Origin of the sequence: Nonomuraea sp. KM88 (genome assembly GCF_052245635.1) — a bacterium.
Lineage (GTDB): Bacteria > Actinomycetota > Actinomycetes > Streptosporangiales > Streptosporangiaceae > Nonomuraea.
The window spans coordinates 201,641-221,556 of record NZ_JBQQCC010000008.1; the positions used below are offsets into that span (position 1 = coordinate 201,641).

Consider the following 19,916-nt stretch of genomic DNA (forward strand, 5'->3'; position numbering starts at 1 on the left):
ACCCGAGACCTTAGGGGAGGTCGCGCGTGAGCGCACCCACGGCTCCGGCATCGGAACCGATGACGCACCGGCAGATCATGGAGGCCCTCAGCGGGCTGCTGCTCGTGCTGTTCGTCGCCATGATCAGCGCAACGATCGTGTCAGTGGCGCTGCCGCAGATCGTCGGCGCGCTCAAGGGCACCCAGTCGCAGTACACGTGGGTCGTGACCGCGTCGCTGCTCGCCTCCACGGCGTCCACGCCTATCTGGGGCAAGCTCGCCGACCTGTTCAGCAAGAAGCTGCTGCTCCAGGCCTCCATCGTGATCTTCATGGTCAGCTCGCTGGCCTGCGGATTCGCCCAGGACACCGCGCAGCTGATCGCCTTCCGCGCGCTCCAGGGCCTCGGCATGGGCGCCCTCCAGGTGCTGGTGCAGGTCGTGATCGCGGCGATGATCAGCCCGAAGGACCGCGGCAAGTACAACGGCTACCTCGGCGGCGTCATGGCCGTCGCCACCGTGGCCGGGCCGCTGCTCGGCGGCCTGATGGCCGACACCTCCTGGCTGGGCTGGCGGTGGTGCTTCTTCATCGCGGTGCCGTTCACCGTGATCGCCTTCTTCATGCTGCACAAGACGCTGCACGTGGTCTCCGTACGCCGCCCCGACGTCAAGATCGACTACGTGGGCGCCACCCTGATCGCCGCCGGCGTCAGCGTCCTGCTCATCTGGGTCACCTTCGTGGACAACTCGTTCGCGTGGCTCTCCTGGCAGACCGCCGCGATGGCCGGCGGCGGCGCGCTCCTGCTGGTCGCCGCCACCTGGGTCGAGTCGGTCGTCAAGGAGCCGGTCGTGCCCCTGCACGTCGTACGCCGGCGCACCCCCGCGCTGGCCATCGTCGCCAGCCTCGCGGTCGGCATGGCCATGTTCGGCGGCTCGGTCTTCCTCGGCCAGTATTTCCAGACCGGCCGCGGATACAGCCCGACCGAGGCGGGCCTGCTCACCATCCCGATGATGCTCGGCGTGCTGGTCTCCTCGACGATCAGCGGGCGCATGGTGTCGAGGAGCGGCAACGTCAAGCCGTACATCGTGGTCGGCTCGATCGTGCTCACCGGCGGATTCCTCGTGCTGTCCACAATCGACCACCAGACCCCTCTGCTCCTCATCGCCGCCGCGATGGTGCTGGTCGGCGCCGGGGTCGGCATGTCGATGCAGAACCTCGTGCTGGCGATCCAGAACACCGTCCCCCTCAGCGAGCTGGGGGCGGCCAGCGGCGCGATCACGTTCTTCCGCTCGCTCGGCGGCACCATCGGCGTGTCCGTGCTCGGCGCCGTCCTGGCCAACCGGGTCATGGTCGGCATCAACGAAGGGCTGGTCAAGGCGGGCATCGACCCGGCCAAGGCGGCCGGCGGGACCGGCACGCTCGACATCCAGGCGCTGCCCGAGCCGTTCAGAACCATCGTGAGCACCGCCTACGGCGACGCCACCGGCCACATCTTCCTGTTCTCGGCGGCCATCGCCGTGGTCGGCGTGATCGCCGCCCTCTTCCTCAAGCCGGTCAAGCTCCGCGACAGCCTCGACCTGCCCGCCCCCGAGCAGCCGAAGGAGCCCGTCGCCCGGTAGCGGCGGCCCGCCTCGACGTCACGGACCGTGCGGGGGCGAGCCCGCGCTGAGCCGGCCGACCCCGCCGTCGATGCGTAGTTGCGGCGTGCGGTCGAGCAGCGGGATCGCGGCGTCGTCGGCGTCGATGTGCCAGTCCTGCACCGGCACGAGGCCGGGCCCGACCAGGTCGAACCCGTCGAACAACGTGAGCACCTCGTGGTGGGCGCGGAACCTGGCCTGCGCGGGCGAGCCGGCCGTGGCCATCGTGAGCTGGGCGACCGCCTCGGGGTCGCTCTCCGCCATGGCGTGGGAAAGCACGAGATGGCTGCCCGGCGCCATGCGTTTCCTGAAGGCGGCCACGATGCCGGCCGGGTCTTCCTCGTCCATGACGAAGTGCAGCACGCCGACCATCAGCACGCACACCGGCTGGTCGAAGTCGATCAGCCCGATGATGTAGGGGTCGGCCAGGACCTCTTCTGGGCGGCGCAGGTCGGCCTGGATGCCCTCGACGCCGGGCGAGTCGGCGAGCAGCACCTGGGCGTGCATCCGCACCACGGGGTCGTAGTCGACGTAGATCACCCGGCAGGCGGGGTGCACCTCGCGGACGGCCTCGTGGATGCTGGGCGAGGTGGGGATGCCGGTGCCGAGGTCGATGAACTGCCGGATGCCCTGCCTTGCCAGGTGGCCCACCGCCGCCACCTGGAAGCGGCGGTTGGCCCTGGCCACGAGACGGGAGTCGGGCGCGACCGCGAGGAGCTTCTCCGCCACGGCCCGGTCGATGGCGAGGTGGTCCTTGCCACCGAGCAGATAGTCGTACACCCGCGCAGAACTCGGAACATTCGGGTCAACCCCGGGCGGAACACGTTCTAGCTCGGTCACTAGGGGCCTTCCTCCCTGCCTCGTAGGACTTGGTCGTCATACTACGCGGGCACACCGTCCCAGCAGAGGGCATCGCACCGGACCGGCAGGAACGTGCGGGCAGAACAGGTTCTCGCCCGCAGCCCCGTCAGGTCCCGCGGCGCCGGCTCCCGGCCTGTTCCGACCGCATCCGCGAGGCTTCTTCGTGAGCCGCTGAGGCACCGCCCTTCCCTGGTGGATCCGGAAATACAACCGCATGACCGATGCGCTTACGGCACAAGCCTGTGCATGCTGGTGGTGACGGATCCGGCGTGAGGCCTGTTCCGCACCTGAGAGGAGTCACAAGGGTATGGAGAACGCGGCAGGCCGCCCGACCGTGATCTTGGACAACGGAGTCGTCGGCAGGGTCATGCTGGCTCACCGGTCACGGCGCGACCTGGTGGTCGTACAGGGCATGGACGGCACCCTGCTCAGCTGCCAGCTCGACGACATCGCCTGCGTCGTCGGCGGCAAGCCGCTCTGCCGTGACGGCTGACCTCCCGGAGGTCGGCCACGCCCGCGACCACGTCCACGATCCGCACGCCGTCCCGGTGGACGGCCACCTGGAGCCCGCGCTCCTCGCCTGACTCGACGAGCCTGTCGGCCGCCTCCCGCACTGCCGGCCTGGCGGCTCCTTGGCGCCATCCTGCGTCCCGAACTGCTGCGGGTGGTGATCCGACGCCGAACGTCTCCCCGACCTCGACCGCACCTCGTATGGATCCCGCTGGGCCCCGCTAGCGCAGATACTGCCTGAGCCCGGCCGCCAGCGAGGTGGCGATGCGCTCGCGGAAGGCGGGCTTCGACATCCTGGCGGCGTCGCGGCTGTTGCGCATGTTGCCGCACTCGACGAACACCGCCGGCCGCTTCGACAGGTTGAGCCCGCCCAGGTCGGTACGGGTCTGCAGGCCGTCGCGCCCGGCATAGGTGGCGTACGGCATGCGCGTCCCCACCCGGTACGCCTTGCGGATCGCCAGCCCCAGCCGCCGCGACGGCCTGATGATGGCGTCGTTGTGCCCGGCGATCAGCCCCGGCATGATCACATGGAAGCCGTGCCCGCTCGCGGCGGCGCCGTCACCGTGGATGGACACGACCGCGTCCGCCCTGGCCTCGTTGCCGATGGCGGCCCGTTCGGTGATGCAGGGGCCGACGCCCTTGTCGTCGGGCCTGGTGAGCACGACCTTGGCCCCCATCTCCTCCAGCAAGGGCTTGAGCCGGCTGGCGACGTCCCAGGTGAAGGCGTGCTCGGGGTAGCCGGCCCGGGTCTGGGTGCCGATCGTGTTGCAGGGTTTGCGACCGGTGATGACGTCGACCAGGCGGTCGATCTCCTCTCGGTGCGCGGCGTTGCCGCCGTTGTGGCCGGGGTCGATCACCACGACCTTCCCGGCCAGCGGCCCTCCGCGACCGGTGGGCGACGGATCTGCCGCCGCCGACGCTGCCGGCGCCTTCGCCTCGCGTACGGCGGGCACGGCCCCCGCGCAAGCGACCGACAGCGCGGCCAGCGTGGCCAGCACCGCGGATCCCGTGAGGAAGGCGCCCATGGGACCGACCGTACCCGGCGTCGGACATCAAGCCCAATACCGGCTATGACCTGGGATTTCGTGTCGTCTTCCCACGCGGGCGAACGGAGGTCTACCCTCAGGAGGGGCGCGGGGCCGCCCAGGACACCGCACGCGACGAGAGGAGCCTGGGCCGTGGGAAAGACGTTCACGATGAGACCGGCCGTCCGCCACGCGGGCGCCGACGACGCCGGGCAGGTCGCGGAGCTCATCGCTACCGCGTTCGCCGAGCTCAGGGTCGTGAGATATCTGGTGCCGGAACGCCGCGAGCGGCACAAGGTCATCGCCGCCCACCACCGCATCCTCGTCGACCACGCGATCGAGCACGGCGAGGTGCACCTCATCGACGACGGCCCCGCGGCGGCGGTCTGGTTCCCGCACGTCTCGCCGCCGTCCCCGCCGTCAGCGTACGACCGCCGCCTGGCCGAGGCGACCGGCGAGTGGGCCGACCGGTTCCGGGTGCTCGACGGGCTGTTCGAAGAGCACCGTCCGGCGGAGCCCTGCGACTACCTGGCCTTCCTCGCGGTCCACCCCGACTGCCAGGGGCAGGGGCTCGGCACCGCGCTGCTCCGGTACCAGCACGCCCGGCTGGACGGCGCGCCCGCGTACCTGGAGGCCAACGACCCGCGCAACCGCGACCTGTACGCCAGGAACGGCTATCAAGGACGCGGCACGTTCGCGCTGCCCGACGGCACGGTGTTCTGGCCGATGTGGCGGCCCGCCGCGCCCTGACCCGGCGCGCGGCGCGGGCCCCGCCGTGGTCCGGCGGGGCCCGCGTAAGGTACGGCTACAGCCCGGTCAGCTTGAGCTTGACGGTGTACGAGTACGCCGTCTCGTCCGTCCCGGAGATGATGTCCGTGTCGATGTGGGTCTGGCCGACGCTGAGCCCGGTGCAGGTGGCGGCCTCGGCGACCGCCGAACCGAGACTGTCGCCCTGCCCGAGGGCCGGCCGCGTGACCTCGCGCAGGTTGAAGGCCACGTTCACGCCGTTGTTGATGGCCCCGGTCGGGTAGCCGAAGTCGCTCGGGTTCGCGTCGTCCCCGCTTCTCATGTTGTGGGCGCCGTTGTTGGGGAACAGGTTGCCCTGCACCAGGAAGCGGAGCTCGTCCCGCCCGTCCTGTTCCGCCACGTTGCTGGCGTCGATGTCGTAGAGCTCCACCAGACACGACGTGGCCATGGCGGTGGCCGGGCTCGCCACCAGCACCGCGGGTGCCGCCATGCCCAGGGCCAGGGCGAACGCGGCGATCAGTTTGTGAGAGCGCATGCTGCCTTCTCCTTGATGTGCTGACGTCTCGCGACCTTCGCGGAACGCGCCGTCAGAGTGCGGAAGGCGGCGTGAGCGCATCGTGAGCGCCCAGGTCAGTAGTGCAGATCACACGCCATCCGTAGCGTTTGGCACAGTCAGGGGAACGGATCGCGCCTAGCCTGCCCGCTATGGGGGACTCGCTGACGCTCCTGCTGCTCGGCACGCCTGAAATGGCCATCGGAGGGGAGCCCGTGGGCATCCGCTCCGCCAAGTCCAGAGCCCTGCTCTGCTACCTCGCCGCCACGCCCGGGCCGCGCTCGCGGGCCGAGCTGCCGGGCTGCTGTGGGGCGAGCGCCCCGACGCCAACGCCAGGGGCAGCCTGCGCCTCGCGCTCACCGAGCTGCGCAGGGAGGTGGGCCGCTGGCTCGACATCACCCGGGACCACGTGTGCCTGCGCGAGAACGACGGCTGCTTCGTGGACCACCGCCGGCTCGTCCAGGCGCAGGCGGTGGCCGAGGCGCTGCGGTTGTGGCGCGGCGAGTTCCTCGACGGCGTCTCCTTCTGCGACGCGCCCGCCTTCGGCCGTGCACCGGCTCCACGCCCACCTGGCCGGTTACCTGTCACGCACGCCGGGCGCGGCGGCCAGGATCGGCTGGGCCCGAGCGCTCGTGCTGGCCGCCGCCGGCAGGGAGCGCGCGGCCAGGAAGGCGGCGATCGAGGCAGGGGCGGCCGCCGAGCGCCTGGCCGTGCCCTACGACCGCCACCAGGCGACGGAGCTGATCCGGCGCCTCGGCCCCACGCGCCGCTGACGGGACGTCACTCCTGTAGGGGGGCACGGCCGGCGTCCGCCTGCTCACGCGGGCTCGGGGCCTCCGTCGTCGACTCCGCTGCCTTCGTAGGAGCCGAGGTTCTCGACCAGGTGGCGCAGCTCGGGGTGATCGCTGAAGCGGTCGGCGTGCACCTGGGCGATCTTGGCGCCGATGTCGGGGTCGGGGTCGTCGGTGAGGTCCGAGGAGACCATGTCGGCCACCAGCGGCAGGCCGAGCGCGTCGATCCGGCGGTGCAGCGGGTCGTACATGTAGGTGCGGTAGGCGTCGATGTCCTTGAGCGCGTACAGGGCGCCGTAGTCGAACTCACCGCCGAAGTCGCACCCGACCAGGTGGAACTCGACGGCGTCGAGCTTCTCGCCGAGCTCGCGCATCAGGTCGAGCGCGTGCCGCACCTGATCGGCGGGGGCGTCGGGCTTCATGGCCATACGGACCTGGTGGTAGATCACGGCGTTCTCCTCACGCGAACCTTGATGCAACCGGCTGTTGCGTTTGTAGACCATAGATCGTCGCCCTCGCTAGCGCAACCCATTGGTGCATTAACTTGTCCCTATGGCGGCCAGCGCCCTAACCTGTCCCCGTGGCAGGAGATCCGCTCGAAGACGTCCAGCACCTGCACGCCGACGCGGCGACCGTCCGGCCCGGAGGCCGCACGGCACGCGTCGGCGAAGCGGTCATCGACGCCACCCTGGCCGAACTGGCCGAGGTCGGCTACGGCGCGCTACGCATCGACGCCGTGGCCGAACGCGCGGGCGTCAACAAGACCACGATCTACCGTCGCTGGGGCAACAAGGTCGGCCTCGTGTCCACCGCCCTCATCGAGCGCCGCGGCGAGCTCCTCCCCCCGGCCGACACCGGCACCCTGCGCGGCGACCTCCTCGAACTGCTCAAGGAGATCCGGCTCGGGCTGCAGACCCCCTGGATCGCCGCGCTCCTGCGCGAAACCGGGCCGCGCACCGCCGAGAACTCCGACCTGTACCAACTCCTCGACGCCTTCTGGCCGGCACGTTTCCGGGCGTCGGGTGCGATGCTCGTACGCGCCGTCGAACGCGGCGAGCTGCCGCCCGGCACCGATCCCGACTTCCTGCTGGAGGCGATCTCCGGACCGCTCTACTTCCGCCTGCTCATGCTCGGCCGTCCACTCGACGACGCGTTCCTCGAGAAGACGGCCGACTTCGTCCTCAAGGGCGCCGGCGCCCGGACGGCGGGCATCAGCCAGGCCTGAAAGTTTCATGGCCTTCCGGGGGCGATGGCGCCGGGCGTCGCCGGAGCGTTGACGGGGTGGCGGACGGGAAAGCAGTATCAGGGCGCGCACCATTTGGGAGCGCTCCCACCCTCCATCGAAGGACCTCCATGACCCGATGCCGGGCCGCCTTGCTGGCCCTCCTCACCATGGTCGCCCTGTCCCCGGCCGCGTACCCGGGCACGGCGGCGCACGCCGACGAGGGACCCGAGCAGATCGTGAACGGCGCCTTCGACGCCGGCACCGCTCCCTGGTGGGGCACCGCCAACCTCACCCTCGCCGTGGACGAGGGCCGGCTGTGCGCCGACATCCCCGGCGGCACCGCCAACCCGTGGGACGTGATCATCGGCCAGGACGGCATCCCGCTGGTGGAGGGCGAGACGTACGCGTACCGCTTCGCCGCCTCGGCGACCCCCGCCAAGGTCGGCCGCGCGCTGATCCAGCTCCCGGTCGACCCGTGGACGCAGTATCTGTCGGCCGCCCCCGAGCTCAGCGTCTCGGGTGACGACTACTCCTACACGTTCACCGCACCCGTGTCGCTGCCCGACGCCCAGGTCGTCTTCCAACTGGGCGGCAGCGCCGAGCCATGGAGGTTCTGCATGGACGACGTCTCGCTGAAGGGCGGTGCCGAGCCGGAGGAGTACGAACCGGACACCGGACCGCGCGTGCGCGTGAACATGGTCGGCTACCTCCCGGCGGGCCCCAAGAAGGCCACCGTGGTCACCACCGAAACCACGGCACTGGAGTGGGAGCTCAAGGACACCGACAAGAAGACCGTCGCCAGGGGCAGGACCACGCCGAGAGGCGTGGACGCCAGCTCTGGCGAGAACGTGCACACCCTCGACTTCAGCTCCTACCGCAAGCCGGGCAAGGGCTACACGGTGACGGCGGACGGCGAGGCCAGCCGGCCGTTCGACATCGATGCCGGCCTCTACGACGAGCTGCCGGCCGACGCGCTGAAGTTCTACTACACGCAGCGCAGCGGCATCGAGATCCTCGACGCCCTCCGGCCCGGCTACGGCAGGCCGGCCGGCCACGCCGGAGTCGCGCCGAACCAGGGCGACGTCGAGGTGCCGTGCCAGCCGGGCGTCTGCGACTACACGCTGAACGTCAAGGGCGGCTGGTACGACGCCGGCGACCACGGCAAGTACGTCGTCAACGGCGGCATCTCGGTCCACCAGCTCATGTCGGCGTACGAGCGGAACAAGGCGGCGTTCGAGGACGGGCAGCTCGACATCCCGGAGAGCGGCAACGGCGTCCCCGACGTGCTGGACGAGGCCCGCTGGGAGCAGGAGTTCCTGCTGAGCATGCAGGTGCCGGACGGCGAGCGGGACGCGGGGATGGCCCACCACAAGATCCACGACCAGAACTGGACGGGGCTGCCGCTGCTGCCGCACCTGGACCCGCAGCCGCGTGAGCTTCACCCGCCGTCGACCGCCGCCACTCTCAACCTGGCCGCGACGGCGGCGCAGGCGGCGCGGCTGTTCGCGCCGTACGACGCCGCGTTCGCCGCCAGGAACCTGGAGGCGGCCCGCAGGGCGTGGGCGGCGGCGAAGGCGAACCCGGAGCGGTACGCCGACCCGGCCGACGGCGTGGGCGGCGGCGCCTACAACGACGCCGACGTGAGCGACGAGTTCTACTGGGCGGCGGCGGAGCTGTTCATCACCACGGGCGAGAAGGAGTTCCAGGAGTTCGTGCTGGGATCGCCGCACCACACCGGCGACGTCTGGCGCGATCGCGGGTTCGACTGGGGCAACACCGCGCAGCTGGGCCGGCTGGAGCTGGCGACCGTGCCGAACGCCATCCCCGACCGTGGCCGGGTGCGCAAGTCGGTGATCGAGGGGGCGGACAAGTATCTCGCCGTCCAGAAGGCGCACCCGTACGGGCTGCCGTACAACCCGCCGGACTTCGACTGGGGCTCCAACAACCTGGTGCTGAACAACCTGGTCGTCGTGGCCACGGCCTACGACCTGACGGGGCGGGAGAGGTACCTGGCTGCCGTACGCGAGGGCATGGACTACCTCCTGGGCCGTAACGCGCTCAACCAGTCGTACGTGACCGGCTACGGCGAGGTGGCCTCGAAGAACCAGCACAGCCGCTGGTACGCCCGCCAGCTCGACCCCGCCCTGCCGAACCCTCCGCGCGGGACGCTGGCCGGCGGCCCCAACTCCGCCATCCAGGACCCGGTCGCGCAACGCCTGTTGCAGGGCTGCAAGCCGCAGTTCTGCTACATCGACGACATCGAGTCGTGGGCGACGAACGAGCTGACCATCAACTGGAACGCCCCGCTGGCGTGGGTGGCGGCGTTCCTGGCGGACGGCGGCGGGCGCTCCGACTGCCGGGTGCGCTACTCGGGGCACGGCTCGTGGCCTGGCGGGTTCATCGCCCAGGTGGTGATCGAGAACACCGGCAAGCAGAGCGTGGACGGCTGGAGCCTGCGCTGGTCGTGGCTCGGCGGCCAGCGCGTGAAGGAGGGCTGGGGCGTGAAGCTGGCGCAGTCGGGTTCGGTGGTGACGGCCACGGGGCTGGGCTGGAACGACCGGATCAAGCCGGGCAGGTCGGTGACGTTCGGGTTCGCCGGCACCCGCGGCGCGGGCCCGGATCCTGCCCCCGAGGTCTTCCACCTGAACGGCGAGCGCTGCGCGTGACGGGCGGAGCCGTTGCACACGCTCCGTTGAACGGAATACTGTCGCCCCATGCCGAGGGGAACATCTGAAGTCAGCGAGCCGATGTACTTCGTGCTCACCGCCCTGCGCGCGGGCCCGCTGCACGGACACGCGATCAGCAAGTCGATCAAGGAGCTGTCCGCGGGCAGGGTGCAGCCTTCGGTCGGCACCCTCTACGGCATCCTGGAGCGGCTGAACGAGCGCGGAGTGATCACCGTCGACCGCGAGGAGACGGTGAACGGCCGCAACCGCCGCTACTTCAGGATCACCGACGAGGGCCAGGCACTCGTGGAGGCGGAGGCGAGGCGGATGCAGGAGGCCGCCTCGCTCGTGTTGCGGCCGTCCAGCACATGACCGCCGCCCCGCCCGCGGCCGCCATGAGTGCTCTGGAGCGCCGCTACCGCAGGTTGTTGCGGGCCTATCCGCGCGCCTACCGCGCGGCGCACGGTGACGAGCTGCTCGACGTGTTACTGGAGTCGGCCGGCCCCGGCAGGACCGTGCCGGTGCCGAGGGAGGCGTGGGGGTTGCTGGCGGGCGGCGTGCGCAGCCGCATCGTGCACCTGGCGACGGGCAACCCATGGAAGGACGGCCTGCACCTGGGCGTGACGGCCCTGGCGGCGTTGCAGGCGGCGGCGCTGCTGCCGTACGCGGGGGCGATGCCGCTGTGGACGGCGGCGTCGGCGCTCGCCCTGGTCGCCGTCCTGCGCGGGTGGGCGTGGGCGGCGATCCCGCTCACGCTGGTCGTCGGCATGAAGGCGGTCGCGATCGCGGGCGGCCGGCAGATCTTCGACCTCACGCTGCTGCCCGTCTACCCGTCGCCGCTCGGCGATCAGGCGTTGTTCGCCGACAGCGACCCCTACGTGGTGGCGGGCGGCTACGCGGTCACTCTGGCCGGCCTGGGGGTGCTGGCCGCGCGCGGGCGGCCGCTGCGGGCCAGGTCGTGGTGGTGGTGCGCGGCGGCCGTGGCGGCCGCGTGGTCGGGCCCGCAGTGGATGGCGGAGGAGAGCACGTTCTCCCTCTCCCTGAGCAGGATGGCCGTGGAGGCGGCGGCGTTCGGGCTGGCGGCGGGGGGCGGCTACCTGGCGCGCGACTACCGGTGGGCGCTGGGGGCGGGGATCTATCTGGCGGTGGCGTCGGGTGACCTGGCCGCCCATTCCGCCGAGCTGACCAGGCAGCACCTGGCCTATTGGGGCGTGCTCGCGGTGCTGGCGCTCTGGGCCGCCGGCGCGCCCTTACGGCAACGGCGGCACATCCTGGATTGACCATGCTTCGTGGAACGGAGTATGGTCTCCGCCATGTTGAAGAGATCACGCCTGGTTCTCGCCATGTCGTTCTCGGCGGCCTTGCTCTGCGGCTGCGGGGGCACCGCAGAGAGCGCCCGGCCCTCGCCGACGGCCAGTGCCGCCGGCGCAAAGGACAGGAAGCACCAGTTCGAAGCCGCCAAGGCCGACTGCATGAAGCAGAAGGGCTTCAAGTACGTGCCTTACGTGAAGCCGGAGGAGGAGCCGTCCGAGGAGGAGCGCAAGCGCAACTCCGGCGATTACCAGGCGATGCGCCAATATCGCAAGAAATACGGGTTCGGCGTCTTCTCCGAGTTCGTCTACCCGAAGGAGATCGGACTCTCGGCCGCGATGGCGGAGGCCGAGGAGTACCCGGATCCCAACGCCAAGGTGGTGGCCTCGCTCTCCCAAGCCCAGATGAGGGCCTACCGCAAGGCCCAGGACGCCTGCGTCTCCCAGGCGGCCAAGCAGGCCCTCGGCCTGGAGATCGAGTCGAACATCGACTACTTCAACCAGTCCGGCCTCACCAAGAAGCGGCTGCTGGCGCGAGATCTGGACGGTGACCCCGGGCTGACGGAGCTGGCGACGTCCATGGCCACCTGCCTGAAGAGCAAGGGCTACACGATCAGCGACACCAAGCCGACGGCGCTGGACAGCCGCGGCAAGCGCACCTTCCAGGAACAGGCGACAGCGCTCGCTCGTAAGCAGAAGGGCGACAAGGGCTCCCCACGGCCCGACCTGACTCCCCAGCAGGCCAAGCCGTACCTGACCAAGGAGATCAAGGCCGCGCTCGACGACCTCGAGTGCGGCAAGGACTTCTATCCTGCCTACGTACCACGCCAGACCACGCTCAAGCAGCAGGTGGACGACCAGTTCGCCCTCTGACGCACGTGCGCCATGAAATCCTCACGCAGGTTTCTCGCCGGCGTCGTCGCCGGCGTCGTCGTCATCGCCGCCGTGGGCTGGACGCTGAGCACCCGGCTCCGCTCTCCCGCCGACGAGGCGGCCCGCAGGGCCGCGCCCAGGCCCTCGCTCGTCACCGCCGCCGTCGAGCGCCGCAAGCTCGTCAGCACCGTCACGACCAGCGGCACCCTGGAGTACGGCTCGCCCCTGCCCATCAGCCTGGCCGGCGCGGTCGGCGGCCCAGTGGCGGACCCGGTCGGCGGCGCGTCAGGGCTGCAACGGGCGACCCGGGCTCCGCGCAAGGGCCGGATCAAGGAGGGCGCGGTGCTGATGGAGGTCAACGGCCGCCCGGTGTTCGCGCTGCGCGGCTCCGTGCCGATGCACCGCACGATCGCGCCCGGCAGCGAGGGCGACGACGTCAGGCAACTGCAGCGGGCGCTGCGCCGGCTGGGCTTCGGCGGCCCGCTGACGGGCGTGTTCGACCGCGCCACGATCGCCGCGCTCACCAGGATGTACGCGAAGAAGGGGTACGAGGCCCAGGAGCCGACGCTGGCCGACCGGCAGGCGTACGACACCCTGCGCAAGGCCGTGCAGACGGCGCGGGAGACCCTCGCGACCGAGGAGAAGGCGCTGGACCAGGGCCGCGACGTGCTGCCGCTGAAGGTCAAGCTCGACAACGCCGAGGCGGACATGACGTCCGCGAAACGGGCGCTGAAGAAGGCCGAGGAACAGCGGCTGACGCCCGAGGACGAGACCGAGCTGGCGGCGGCCGACGCGGCCGTGCGCGCGGCGGAGGAGAAGCTGGCGGCGGCCGAGCAGGCGCTGGAGGCGGCCAGGACACCGCCGACCCCCGGGCCCACGGCGACCCCCGGCCCCACGGCCACGCCCACGTCCGGGACGCCCGTCGTCGCGGCGACCCGGCCACCGGCCGACACGAGCGTGCCGCGGATGAGGGTGGAGAACGCCAGGGCCGACCTCGCCGCCGCCCACGAGGCGCGCGGCCGGGTCCTGGACAAGGCGCGGCAGGCCAGGGAGAAGCGGCTGGAGGAGCTGCGCAAGGCCGTGCGCACCGCCAAGGAGGCGCTGGTCACGGCCCGGCAGGCGCTGCGGCAGGCCCGGCAGCTCTCCCCCACCAGGCTCAAGGTGGCGGGCGCCAGGAAGGACGTGGCGGCGGCCAGGGCGATGCTGGCCGAGTACGCCCGCGCGTACGGCACCTCCGTCCCGCCCGGTGAGGTGGTGTTCCTGACGAACTTGCCCGCCCGGGTGCAGAAGGTGTCGGTCAAGGCCGGGCAGCGGATCGAGGACGAGGTCGCCACGGTGACCAGCTCGTCGTTCATGGTGACCGCGAGCGTCGAGGCGGCGGAGTCCGAGCTGCTGCGCGCGGGCATGGAGGCGAGCATCGAGCTCGACACGGGGAAGACGTACCGGGCCACGCTCACCGCGGTCGGCGACCAGGCCAAGGTGCCGGGCGGCGAGGAGCCCCCGGACGGCGCCGTATCGATCCTGCTCACTCCCGCCAAGGGCAAGGGGCTCAAGGCGGGGACCGCGGTGACGGCGCGGGTCACCGTGGGGGCGACCGAGGAGCCCGTGCTGGTGGTCCCGGTGGCCGCGGTGATCACTTCGGCGGACGGGAGGGCCCGCGTACGCCTCGAGTACGCGCCCGACAGGACCAAGGACGTCGAGGTGCGCACGGGCCTGACCGCGGACGGGAACGTCGAGATCACCGGCGAGCTCGAGGAGGGCGACCGGGTGGTGGTCAGCGGTGGCTGAACCGGTCATCGAGCTGACGGAGGTGTGCAGGGATTTCCCCGCCCTGCCGCCGGTCCGCGCCCTCGACCGCGTCACGCTCAGGGTGGGCAGGGGCGACTACGTGGCCGTCACCGGCCCGTCGGGCTCCGGGAAGTCCACCCTGCTCAACGTGCTCGGGCTGCTGGACCGGCCCAGTTCGGGCAGCTACCGGCTGGACGGCGCCGAGACCACCGCCCTGCGCGACGGCGCCAGGACCCGGTTGCGCGGCGACCGGATCGGCTTCGTCTTCCAGTCGTTCCACCTGCTGTCCCACCGCAGCGTCGTGGAGAACGTCATGCTCGCCGAGATCTACCGCTCCCGCACGGCTGTCAGCACGATCAGGAAGGGGCGCGGCGGCAGGCGCGAACGGGCGATGGCCGCGCTGGAGCGGGTCGGCGTCGCCCACCGCGCCGGCTTCCTGCCCGGCCTGCTGTCAGGCGGCGAACGCCAGCGGGCGGCCATCGCCAGAGCCCTCATGGGCGAGCCGTCGCTGCTGCTGTGCGACGAGCCGACCGGCAACCTCGACAGCCGCAACACCGAGGCGGTGCTCGGCCTGTTCGACGAGCTGCGCGGGCAGGGGCTGACGATCGTGGTCATCACGCACGAGCAGGAGGTCGGCGCGCGGGCCGGGCGACGGGTGCGCATCACCGACGGTGTGCTGGTCGAGGAGGGCTGATGCGCGTACGCGACCTGATCGGCGAGGCCGTCGCCGGCATGCTCGCCCGGCCGGTGCGCTCGGCCCTCACCACGCTCGGCACCGTGCTCGGCATCACCACGCTCGTCGTCACGCTCGGCGTGGCCGCGACGGCGGGCAACCAGATCGTCGGCCGTTTCGACGCGCTGGTGGCCACGGCCATCACCGTGGAGGTGCCCGAGTCGGAGTTCGAGCCGCTGGTGGAGTGGGACGCGATCGACCGGCTGACCCGGCTGCGCGGCGTGGAGTCGGCCGCTGCGGTGTCCGAGAGCAAGGACAGCACGAACCTGTCCGTACGCTCCAACGACATCGTGGACCCGACCAGGGTCACCACGCAGTCCTTGACCGTGTTGTCCGCGACGACCGGGTTGCCGGAGGCGGCGCGCGGCCGGATGGTGCAGGGCCGCTTCTACGACACGGGACACATCCGGCGGGGCGACCGCGTGGCGGTGATCGGCGACCAGGCGGCTCGGGCACTCGGCGTCACCCGGCTCGACCGGTCACCGGCGATCTTCATCGGAAAGCACGCGTACACGGTCATCGGCGTCATGGGCGACCTGCGCCGCGAGCGGAACCTGAGCACCGCGGTGATCGTGCCGCCCACCGCGGGACGGCAGTTGGGGCTGCGCGACGTCACCCGGGTGCTGGTCAACACCACCCTGGGCGCCGCCGGGCTGATCGCCGGGCAGGCGCCGGCCGCGCTCAGCCCGGGGAACGGCGACATGCTCCAGGTGGTCGCCCCGCCCAGCCCCACCAGGGCCCGCGACCAGGCGCAGGACGACGTCAACGCGCTCTTCCTCATCCTCGGCCTGGTCTCTCTTGTCGTGGGGGCCGTCGGCATCGCGAACGTCACCCTGGTCACCGTCATGGAACGCGTACCGGAGATCGGCCTGCGCCGCGCGCTCGGCGCCGCCCGCCGGCACGTCGCCGCCCAGTTCCTGCTGGAGTCGACGCTGATCGGGCTGACCGGAGGCGTGATCGGCGCCAGCCTGGGCGTGGTCACCGTGGTCGCCGTCTCGGCCGCCAAGCAGTGGACGCCGCTCCTGGACGTGCGCCTGGCGATCGCCGCGCCCGTCGCGGGCGCCGTGGTGGGGCTGCTGGCCGGCCTCTACCCGGCGCTGCGCGCGGCCAGAATGGAGCCGGTGGACGCTCTCAGGTGACGCACAGGACGGCGGCCGAGGTAGATTCTCCATCAAGTGATTGACTGAAACGTGGCGGCCGAACTACGTTCGGTAGCATGCCACCTGCTGAGACCGCACAGGTCGCGCAGATCCTCAAGGTCGCGACGCAGCTGTTCGCCGCGCTGGGCTACGACGGCACCTCGACGCGCCAGATCGCCGACGCGGCCGGGCTCAACATCGCCACCGTCAACTACCACGTCGGCGGCAAGCGCGAGCTCTACCTCGCCGTCATGGAACGCGCGCACCTGGCGGAGAAGGCGGCCCTGGAGCAGGCGCTCGACCGGTTGCCCGGCGACGACCCCGCCGCCGGGATCCACCGGCTGGTCGACGACTACCTCGACTTCTGCGTGGACAACCCCGAGGTGCCCGCCCTGTGGATGCACCGATGGCTCTCCGACGCGGGCGACATCACCGAGCTGGAGCGCCGCTACGTGCAGCCGCTCTTCGCCGCGGTCGCCGCCACCATGCGTCCCATCGCCGAGTCAGGGCTGATCGACGCGAGAGTGGACCTCGAATACGCGATGTGGACGGTCGTCTGGTCCGTGCACGGCTTCGCCAAGGGCGGAGTGCTCGACGACCAGGGCCGCCGCAGAGGAGCCGGCGACCGGGCCGTGCTGCGCCGTTTCCGCGCCCACCTGCACCTGACCCTGCACCGCATGCTCGGCCTGCCCGGCGACCCCCGGTGAGCTTCGCCCCCGAAGGAGCCCGCGTGAACCTCCCCCTGACCGGACGGACGGCCGAGGACCTGCTGAGCGAGATCGCCAGGCTCAAGGGGAACGACTTACCGGTGCGCGGCGGCCAGGTGACCGCGTACGTCTACGACACCGGACGGCCCGAGATCGGCGAGGCGGCGGCGCGGGCGTACGCCGAGATGCTGGAGGTCAACTGCCTCGACCCGACCGCGTTCCCCAGCGTGGTCGAGATGGAGCGGCAGGTCGTCGGCGCGGTCGCGGACCTGCTCGGCGGCGGCCACGGCATCTTCACCAGCGGCGGCACCGAGTCGATCATGCTGGCGGTCAAGGCCGCCCGCGACGCCGCCCGGAGCTCCCGCCCCAACCTCGTGCTGCCGGTCACCGCCCACCCGGCCTTCCACAAGGCGGCGCACTACCTCGGGATCGAGGTCGTGCCGGTGCCCGTGGACCTGGCGACGTACAAGGTGCGGGCCCGCGACGTCGAGGCCGCGATCGACGCCGACACGATCATGGTGGTCGCGTCCGCGCCCTCCTACCCCCAAGGGGTGGTCGACCCGATCGAGGAGGTCGCCGCCGTGGCCGCGGGCGCGGGCGTTCCCTGCCACGTGGACGCGTGCGTCGGCGGGTGGCTGCTCCCGTGGTTACGGGAGGCGGGCGCGGCGGTCCCGCCGTTCGACCTGTCCGTGCCCGGGGTCACGTCCCTCTCCTGCGACCTGCACAAGTTCGGGTACGCCCCCAAGGGCGCCTCCGTGGTGCTGTTCGCCGACCCGGCGATGCGGCGCAGGGCGTACTTCGCCTCGGCCGCCTGGCCCGGCTACACGATCATCAACGCGACCGTGCAGAGCTCCAGGTCGGCGGGCCCGCTCGGCGGCGCGTGGGCCACGCTGCAGGCGCTCGGCAGGCAGGGGTACGTCGAGCTCGGCCGGGCCACGCTGGAGGCGACGGCCAGGCTGCGCGAAGGAATCACCGCGATCCCCGGGCTGCGCGTGCTGGGCGAGCCCGAGTCGTCGCTGGTGGCGTTCGCCGGGGACGGGATCGACGTGTTCGTGCTGGCGGACGAGGCCCGGGCGCGGGGCTGGTTCCTGCAACCGCAGCTCTCCTACGCCGGCATCCCGGCCAACCTGCACATCACGGTCACGGGGGTGACGATGGCAGGGGTGGAGGCCATGCTGAAGGTCATCGCCGAGTCGGCCGAGTCCGCCCGGCTGCGCGGCCCGATCATGCTGCCCGACGGGCTGGTGGAGCTGGTGGCGGGGCTCGACCTGGACGCCCTCGACGACGCCGCGTTCGCGGAGCTGGCCGCGTCGGTGGGCGTGGACCTGCGGCCGGGGGCGGGGCAGCCGGAGATGGCGACGGTCAACGCCGTCCTGGACGCGCTCCCCGCTCCGGCCAGGGAGGCGGTGCTGGTGCGCTTCCTGTCGGTCATCTACGGCTCGTAGGCGGGGAGGCCTTGCCGCCGAACTGCCTTCGGCTCGCGCGCATCGCCTGCGGGCAGCGTTCCTGTTCCAGGTGCTCGTACAGTTCGGCCAGGGTCGCACCGCACCGTACGTTGGAAAGCCCACGGTCCAGGGGCACGAGGACAGCGCGGAAGGCGATGTAGCCGCCCCCGGACCCCTCCATGATCGTCCACCCGGGGAACGCCCTCTCCATCAGGTCTCCGGCACGGCACCGGCCGTCGCCAGCTCGGCCCAGACGACGCGGCGACCACGTTCGGCGACGTACGCGCCGCATCGGGCACTGAGCCCCGCCACGATGCCCAGCCCACGGCCGGCCTCCTCCATGGACACCGGCCGGAGGGGCACGAAACACGGCGCCGACGTCAGGGTGCCCGGGTCGACCACCTCCAGACGTACGAACCCGGCACCGAACCCCAGCCGCAGCTTGACCCAGTCGCGCCCCGACCCGCCCGGCACGTGCTGGATGACGTTGGCCACCAGCTCGGCGACGATCTGGAGCGCGTCGGCCCGCACGACGGCGGGGGCGTCGGCAAGCCACAACCCGATCGCCTGGCGGGCCTGCCACGAGGTACGCCCCGCGCACCGCAACGTCGTCTCCCTCCAGAGGGATACGTCCGGTCTTTCCCGTGTGTAGCTTTTCGACCCGTCGGGGTTTTGAGCATGAGCCTGAACACCTTTCTCGCGTCCTTGAACCCCTTCCCAGAGTGACCTTCCATCGCTAATTTGTAATCAGCACATGACTGTCCGTGCTGGAACAGACCTGTGCCGCCATTGTCTGTGCGCTTGCTCCGCAGAGGATCCCCGGCATGACCTTGGACGAGCAGTTCCAACCCCCCGCCCCCTGAAACACCCACCTACGGCGTTGTGCTGAAAAATGCACGCACTGCCGCCGGCCTCTCCCAAGTGGCCCTGGGAAACATCGTCTCGTGCAGCGAAAGCCTCATCGGGCTGGTCGAACGCGGCCAGCGAAAGCCGACAAAGAGCTTCACCATCGCGGTCGAGTCCGCCCTCGGCCTGAACGGCGACCTCTTCCGGCTCCTGCCCAACACCCGGGTCATGTCCGTGCCGAAGTGGTTCAGCGAGTGGCCGGCCGTGGAATAAAGCGCCCACACGATCCGCACGTGGTAGCCCCTCGTGGTTCCCGGCCTTCTCCAGACTGCGCGTTATGCACGAGCCATCCTCGCCGCCGAACCGGGAGCCACCGAGCAGTGGATCGAGGAAGCCGTCGAGACCCGGCTACGGCGCCAGTCCGTGTTCGAGCGCAACGATCCGCCTATGTATTGGGCGGTGCTCGACGAATGCGTTCTCCTCCGGCCCGTCGACGGGAAAGAAGTCATGCGGGAGCAGTTGGAGCACCTGCTGGCGATGGCCGAGCGCCCTAACATCTCGATCCAAGTGGTGCCACTGGACGTAGGCTCAACCGCAGGCTTGCTGGGAGGCTTCTCCCTCGCCCGAAGCGAAGGCATACCGGACCACATCTCACTCGAAGACGCCGCGCACGGCTCCGTAACCGCTCACGAGGAAGCCGTGCGGCGCGTTAGTGTCAGATACGACGCTATTCACAAATGGGCGCATCCCATACACATGAGTCAGCGACTGATACGTGAGGTGGCGGCACGGTATGAACATCAGTGACGAACTCGGCGCCGAGCTTGAAGCCGCGCAGTGGACCAAATCAACCCTCTCCGGCTCCAGCGGCGGCGACTGTCTATACGCGGCCAAGCTGAGCGGCGACCGATACGCCATCCGCGACTCCGAACAACCTGACGTTCCACCCATGGTCCTGCGCGGCGACGTCTTCCGCGCCTTCATCGGCGGCGCCAAACTCGGCGAATTCGACTTTTAGCCCTGTCCCGATCAACAAAGTGCCCAGCACAAGCTGTGTGACGATCAGCACGCCTGCAACAAGCTC

The 19,916-nt window shown here is 70.9% G+C and carries 22 protein-coding genes; 17 read left to right on the forward strand and 5 right to left on the reverse strand.

Going from position 1 to position 19,916, the window contains the following annotated elements; translation table 11 throughout:
* Positions 1-26: 26 nt before the first annotated feature.
* On the forward strand, positions 27-1,595 hold the full coding sequence (locus ACTWPV_RS24525) for an MDR family MFS transporter (protein ID WP_443153576.1): 1,569 nt from the start codon (positions 27-29) through the stop codon (positions 1,593-1,595).
* 18 nt (positions 1,596-1,613) lie between these two features.
* Here ACTWPV_RS24525 and ACTWPV_RS24530 read toward each other — a convergent pair whose 3' ends face one another.
* Positions 1,614-2,453 (reverse strand): SAM-dependent methyltransferase, encoded by an 840-nt coding sequence (locus tag ACTWPV_RS24530; protein ID WP_443153577.1) that lies wholly within the window; start codon positions 2,451-2,453, stop codon positions 1,614-1,616.
* 328 nt (positions 2,454-2,781) lie between these two features.
* On the opposite strand from ACTWPV_RS24530, the gene ACTWPV_RS24535 reads away from it, so the two are divergent.
* Positions 2,782-2,967: a hypothetical protein gene (locus ACTWPV_RS24535; RefSeq protein ID WP_347647886.1), complete on the forward strand. Its 186-nt coding sequence runs from the start codon at positions 2,782-2,784 to the stop codon at positions 2,965-2,967.
* Positions 2,968-3,205: 238 nt separating this feature from the next.
* On the opposite strand, the gene ACTWPV_RS24540 is transcribed toward ACTWPV_RS24535, so the two are convergent.
* Positions 3,206-4,009: an N-acetylmuramoyl-L-alanine amidase gene (locus ACTWPV_RS24540; protein WP_443153578.1), complete on the reverse strand. Its 804-nt coding sequence runs from the start codon at positions 4,007-4,009 to the stop codon at positions 3,206-3,208.
* A gap of 153 nt (positions 4,010-4,162) precedes the next feature.
* On the opposite strand from ACTWPV_RS24540, the gene ACTWPV_RS24545 reads away from it, so the two are divergent.
* Positions 4,163-4,759, forward strand: coding sequence for a GNAT family N-acetyltransferase (locus ACTWPV_RS24545; protein WP_443153579.1), 597 nt, complete (start codon positions 4,163-4,165; stop codon positions 4,757-4,759).
* Between the two features lie 55 nt (positions 4,760-4,814).
* Here ACTWPV_RS24545 and ACTWPV_RS24550 read toward each other — a convergent pair whose 3' ends face one another.
* On the reverse strand, positions 4,815-5,291 hold the full coding sequence (locus ACTWPV_RS24550) for a hypothetical protein (RefSeq protein WP_347647889.1): 477 nt from the start codon (positions 5,289-5,291) through the stop codon (positions 4,815-4,817).
* A 566-nt stretch (positions 5,292-5,857) separates the two neighbouring features.
* Between ACTWPV_RS24550 and ACTWPV_RS24555 the strand changes: the two genes are divergently transcribed.
* Positions 5,858-6,082, forward strand: coding sequence for a hypothetical protein (locus tag ACTWPV_RS24555; RefSeq protein ID WP_443153580.1), 225 nt, complete (start codon positions 5,858-5,860; stop codon positions 6,080-6,082).
* A gap of 44 nt (positions 6,083-6,126) precedes the next feature.
* Here ACTWPV_RS24555 and ACTWPV_RS24560 read toward each other — a convergent pair whose 3' ends face one another.
* Positions 6,127-6,549 carry a Dabb family protein gene (locus ACTWPV_RS24560; protein WP_347647891.1) on the reverse strand — a complete coding sequence of 141 codons (423 nt, stop codon included), beginning with the start codon at positions 6,547-6,549 and terminating at the stop codon, positions 6,127-6,129.
* Between the two features lie 131 nt (positions 6,550-6,680).
* Here ACTWPV_RS24560 and ACTWPV_RS24565 point away from each other — a divergent pair, with 131 nt between their 5' ends.
* The 10 genes from ACTWPV_RS24565 to ACTWPV_RS24610 all read left to right on the forward strand — a co-directional run bounded on the left by ACTWPV_RS24565 (position 6,681) and on the right by ACTWPV_RS24610 (position 17,986).
* Entirely contained in the window at positions 6,681-7,325 is a 645-nt protein-coding gene (locus ACTWPV_RS24565; protein ID WP_443153581.1) for a TetR/AcrR family transcriptional regulator, read from the forward strand.
* Between the two features lie 128 nt (positions 7,326-7,453).
* Positions 7,454-9,991 (forward strand): glycoside hydrolase family 9 protein, encoded by a 2,538-nt coding sequence (locus ACTWPV_RS24570; protein ID WP_443153582.1) that lies wholly within the window; start codon positions 7,454-7,456, stop codon positions 9,989-9,991.
* 48 nt (positions 9,992-10,039) lie between these two features.
* Complete coding sequence (locus ACTWPV_RS24575) at positions 10,040-10,363, forward strand: PadR family transcriptional regulator (protein WP_132511346.1); 324 nt, start codon at positions 10,040-10,042, stop codon at positions 10,361-10,363.
* Positions 10,360-11,271 (forward strand): hypothetical protein, encoded by a 912-nt coding sequence (locus ACTWPV_RS24580; RefSeq protein WP_443153583.1) that lies wholly within the window; start codon positions 10,360-10,362, stop codon positions 11,269-11,271. The genes ACTWPV_RS24575 and ACTWPV_RS24580 overlap by 4 nt, the downstream gene beginning before the upstream one ends.
* A 33-nt stretch (positions 11,272-11,304) precedes the next feature.
* The gene (locus ACTWPV_RS24585; protein ID WP_443153584.1) at positions 11,305-12,174 is read left to right on the forward strand and encodes a hypothetical protein; all 870 of its coding nucleotides are present in this window, start codon (positions 11,305-11,307) and stop codon (positions 12,172-12,174) included.
* A gap of 12 nt (positions 12,175-12,186) precedes the next feature.
* Entirely contained in the window at positions 12,187-13,962 is a 1,776-nt protein-coding gene (locus ACTWPV_RS24590; protein WP_443153585.1) for a peptidoglycan-binding protein, read from the forward strand.
* Entirely contained in the window at positions 13,955-14,656 is a 702-nt protein-coding gene (locus ACTWPV_RS24595; protein WP_443153586.1) for an ABC transporter ATP-binding protein, read from the forward strand. The genes ACTWPV_RS24590 and ACTWPV_RS24595 overlap by 8 nt, the downstream gene beginning before the upstream one ends.
* Positions 14,656-15,834 (forward strand): ABC transporter permease, encoded by a 1,179-nt coding sequence (locus ACTWPV_RS24600; protein WP_443153587.1) that lies wholly within the window; start codon positions 14,656-14,658, stop codon positions 15,832-15,834. The genes ACTWPV_RS24595 and ACTWPV_RS24600 overlap by 1 nt, the downstream gene beginning before the upstream one ends.
* Before the next feature lie 77 nt (positions 15,835-15,911).
* Positions 15,912-16,541 carry a TetR/AcrR family transcriptional regulator gene (locus ACTWPV_RS24605; protein ID WP_443153588.1) on the forward strand — a complete coding sequence of 210 codons (630 nt, stop codon included), beginning with the start codon at positions 15,912-15,914 and terminating at the stop codon, positions 16,539-16,541.
* A 23-nt stretch (positions 16,542-16,564) separates the two neighbouring features.
* A complete protein-coding gene (locus ACTWPV_RS24610) occupies positions 16,565-17,986 on the forward strand; it encodes a pyridoxal phosphate-dependent decarboxylase family protein (protein ID WP_443153589.1) in 1,422 nt (473 codons plus the stop codon).
* A 210-nt stretch (positions 17,987-18,196) separates the two neighbouring features.
* On the opposite strand, the gene ACTWPV_RS24615 is transcribed toward ACTWPV_RS24610, so the two are convergent.
* The gene (locus ACTWPV_RS24615) at positions 18,197-18,592 is read right to left on the reverse strand and encodes an ATP-binding protein (RefSeq protein ID WP_443153590.1); all 396 of its coding nucleotides are present in this window, start codon (positions 18,590-18,592) and stop codon (positions 18,197-18,199) included.
* Positions 18,593-18,868: 276 nt separating this feature from the next.
* On the opposite strand from ACTWPV_RS24615, the gene ACTWPV_RS24620 reads away from it, so the two are divergent.
* The 3 genes from ACTWPV_RS24620 to ACTWPV_RS24630 are packed head-to-tail and all read left to right on the forward strand — an operon-like array spanning position 18,869 to position 19,850.
* Complete coding sequence (locus tag ACTWPV_RS24620; RefSeq protein ID WP_443153591.1) at positions 18,869-19,105, forward strand: helix-turn-helix domain-containing protein; 237 nt, start codon at positions 18,869-18,871, stop codon at positions 19,103-19,105.
* A 33-nt stretch (positions 19,106-19,138) separates the two neighbouring features.
* The gene (locus tag ACTWPV_RS24625; RefSeq protein ID WP_443153592.1) at positions 19,139-19,639 is read left to right on the forward strand and encodes a DUF5753 domain-containing protein; all 501 of its coding nucleotides are present in this window, start codon (positions 19,139-19,141) and stop codon (positions 19,637-19,639) included.
* On the forward strand, positions 19,626-19,850 hold the full coding sequence (locus tag ACTWPV_RS24630; protein ID WP_443153593.1) for a DUF397 domain-containing protein: 225 nt from the start codon (positions 19,626-19,628) through the stop codon (positions 19,848-19,850). Before ACTWPV_RS24625 ends, ACTWPV_RS24630 begins: the two co-directional genes overlap by 14 nt.
* Positions 19,851-19,916: the final 66 nt, after the last annotated feature.